A 2,878-nucleotide genomic window follows, 5' to 3' on the forward strand; every position below is an offset into this window, starting at 1 on the left:
CTAAAAAATCGGAAATTATAGGCGAATCGACTCCTACTTTGTTATTCTGAATGCAGTGAAGACCCGAGAACTTTGCCCGAATAGGGGAAGCAATCACATCAATTGCTCTCGTTATGTGATTGCTTTGCCTATTAGCTTCGCTCGGGTCTTTGTACCTCGGAATGACAAAAGCAATAGGAATGACAAAAATTTTAATCATTACTAACAAACCGATCATTTAAAAATTCAAAATTATTATTAAACGAACGAATCAGTGCTAATTTTTTGTCTCTTCTCCACCCTTTCAACTCTTTCTCTCTTGCGATTGCCTGCTGCACCCAGGTAAATTTTTCATAATAAACTAAAAATTCAAGATTATATTTTGAAGCAAACGTTCTTATTCCTTTCTCAATATTTCCTTTATGTTGTTTTAATCTTTCCACTAAATTATTGGTCATTCCAATATAAAAAGTAGAGCGATATTTGTTTGTTATGATGTAAACATAATAAGTGTGGTAGCCTTCTGTATATTCTATCATAATTCTTTATACTATGCATTCGTTTTTATTCTGTTATTCCAACTGCTTCTTGTCATTCCGACGCAGGAGGAATCACATCAGTTGCTCTCGTTATGTGATTCTTCACTGCGTTCAGAATGACAAAATCGAGATAATTTTTCATTTCTTCGATTTCTTTTTAAATCTCTAGGTAATTCCCGTTAGAAAAATCGGAAATTATAGCATCTACATTGGCTTTGTATGATTTAGAAAAAGGGAGTTTGGTCGTGGTGTTTTTTATGTAACATACCGTATTTCCTGTGTGTATTCTCGAAATGTAGTTTCGGTTTACTATATAACTGTTGTGTATTCGAACAAATGGAGCGGGCAAAATACCCTCAAAATGCTTTAATGTCTTAAATGCGGTCACCATTTCGCCATTGTTTAGGTGAATGTCGGTAGAATTGTTGTCGGCTTGAAAATAACAAATGTCTTTAGCATCAATATATCTATAATCACCATACGATTTTATACATAATAGTAGTGGTTGCTCCGTTTTTGAAATTTCATTTTGAATAGTTGGAACTTGACCAGACTCTTTTACAGTAGCTGTCGGGTTCTCAAATACAGTGTTTTGAACAACATAAGCTTCGTCTTCGCCAATAGATTTTTTTAATTTTAAGAGCGATTTAACCAAATCTATTCTTTCAATTGGTTTGATCATATAATCCGCCACTTCATATTGTATGGCATCAAAAGCTAAATCTTTCTTAGATGTTGTGATAATAATTTTAGGAATCACAGTCAAAAAGCGATACAATTCGTTAATAAGTGTTAGCGACAAACTGCTATTCTTATCTGTAGGGTCAATTTCGAGAAAAATTAATTTTGGAGTATGCTCTAAAATGAGATGTAGACCATCAGTATAGTTATTTGCCGAAGCCACAAAATCAAGTTCTGAAAATCCATCAGCAATTGCTTTTGTTTTCAAAACACTTTCTTGATCATCGTCAATAATAATGTACGGATATTTCTTCAATGGCTTAACCTGATTTGTTAGCCATAATATTAGTTATTGAAAATGCTAAAGCAGTTCAAAAATTTAGTAATGTATTATAGGTAGTTTTGGGAAACTAGTTAAAGAGATGATTTTCTTGCAGAAAAAGATTCCATTTAACAAGATAAAAATAAACATTTACAGCTGTTTTCAAAGTCATTGTTAAGATAATGTATAGAAATGTTAATACTTTTTGATGAACTGCCAATAAACCCGACAAAGCGCAAAAAACCTTTGCCGTATCTTCAAAAAAAATAATACTTTATTTATTTTGGCGATTAAATAATATATCGTAATATTGCGATATGGGAATAACAAAAACTATAGGTTTCTCTATAGAAACTAACGAAATGGCAGACATCCTAAAAGCCTTAGGGCATCCAGCTAGAATAGCAATTATAGAATACTTACTGAAGGTAGACAGTTGTATTTGTGGGGATATTGTAAACGAATTGCCTTTGGCTCAACCTACAATTTCACAACATTTAAAAGAACTTAAAAACGCTGGGTTAATAAAGGGAAGCTTTGAAGGAACTTCTATTTGCTACTGCATCAACGAAGAGGGTTTCGAAAAAGTGAAAGGATTTTTTGAAAAAACTACTATGTATATCAAAAAAAATAATTGTTGCTAATTTAAATTATAAAAAATGATACTATCACAAGTAAAAAGCATATTAAAATCATTGGATACGGTAAACTTTATTTTAGAAGATGGCACAAAAATACCTGAACATTTTCACATCACCGAAGTGGGATTAATTACCAAAGACTTCATTGATTGTGGTGGAACAATTCGCAAAGAAACTGTAATCAACTTTCAATTATGGAATGCCAATGATTTTGACCACCGATTGCAGCCTCAAAAGCTAATCAATATCATCGAATTGTCTGAAAAGGTTTTAGGTATTGAAGATTTAGAAATTGAAGTCGAATACCAAACCCAAACGATTGGAAAATATGATTTGAATTTCAACGGAAATGATTTTGTATTACAAAACAAAAAAACCGCTTGTTTAGCTCAAGATCAATGCGGTATTCCTGCAACTAAAAATAAAATTGTGCAAGAAATTAGTCTTTGTTCTCCTGGTGCGGGATGTTGCTAAATCACATATATTATGAAAGAATTCATCATTAAATATAAAAAACCGATTGCTATCACTATAGGTGTAACACTATTAAATATCATTTTTGGGTTTGATGCCCGATTTACAATTATAAACTTATTATGGTTATTAGTATGAATCGCCATCTACAAAAAGTTTGCGTTAGCGAACACAAATTCGGTGAAAAAGCAATTCCATATTTGACCACTGAAAAATAAAAAAATACAAATATGAAAAAAATT

At 31.8% G+C, this 2,878-nt stretch carries 5 protein-coding genes; 2 read left to right on the top strand and 3 right to left on the bottom strand.

Going from position 1 to position 2,878, the window contains the following annotated elements; translation table 11 throughout:
* The 3 genes from ACKVOD_RS05830 to ACKVOD_RS05840 all read right to left on the bottom strand — a co-directional run.
* Nucleotides 1-208 (bottom strand): hypothetical protein (locus ACKVOD_RS05830; protein ID WP_409208528.1); only part of this gene is annotated, 208 nt, incomplete at its 3' end.
* Complete coding sequence (locus ACKVOD_RS05835; protein ID WP_409208529.1) at nt 192-518, bottom strand: GIY-YIG nuclease family protein; 327 nt, start codon at nt 516-518, stop codon at nt 192-194. The genes ACKVOD_RS05830 and ACKVOD_RS05835, both read right to left, overlap by 17 nt.
* 157 nt (nt 519-675) lie before the next feature.
* Nucleotides 676-1,515 carry a LytR/AlgR family response regulator transcription factor gene (locus ACKVOD_RS05840; protein ID WP_409208530.1) on the bottom strand — a complete coding sequence of 280 codons (840 nt, stop codon included), beginning with the start codon at nt 1,513-1,515 and terminating at the stop codon, nt 676-678.
* Nucleotides 1,516-1,838: 323 nt separating this feature from the next.
* Between ACKVOD_RS05840 and ACKVOD_RS05845 the strand changes: the two genes are divergently transcribed.
* The gene (locus ACKVOD_RS05845; RefSeq protein WP_409208531.1) at nt 1,839-2,165 is read left to right on the top strand and encodes an ArsR/SmtB family transcription factor; all 327 of its coding nucleotides are present in this window, start codon (nt 1,839-1,841) and stop codon (nt 2,163-2,165) included.
* A 15-nt stretch (nt 2,166-2,180) separates the two neighbouring features.
* Nucleotides 2,181-2,636: a DUF6428 family protein gene (locus tag ACKVOD_RS05850; RefSeq protein WP_409208532.1), complete on the top strand. Its 456-nt coding sequence runs from the start codon at nt 2,181-2,183 to the stop codon at nt 2,634-2,636.
* Nucleotides 2,637-2,878 lie beyond the last annotated feature (242 nt).

Origin of the sequence: Flavobacterium sp., assembly GCF_046155325.1 — a bacterium.
Lineage (GTDB): Bacteria > Bacteroidota > Bacteroidia > Flavobacteriales > Flavobacteriaceae > Flavobacterium.

What these genes read in the sequence shown, in the direction of transcription:
- ACKVOD_RS05835 (WP_409208529.1), bottom strand. Translation starts at nt 518, where the DNA reads ATGATAGAATATACAGAAGGCTACCACACTTATTATGTTTACATCATA.
- ACKVOD_RS05850 (WP_409208532.1), top strand. Translation starts at nt 2,181, where the DNA reads ATGATACTATCACAAGTAAAAAGCATATTAAAATCATTGGATACGGTA.
- ACKVOD_RS05845 (WP_409208531.1), top strand. Translation starts at nt 1,839, where the DNA reads ATGGGAATAACAAAAACTATAGGTTTCTCTATAGAAACTAACGAAATG.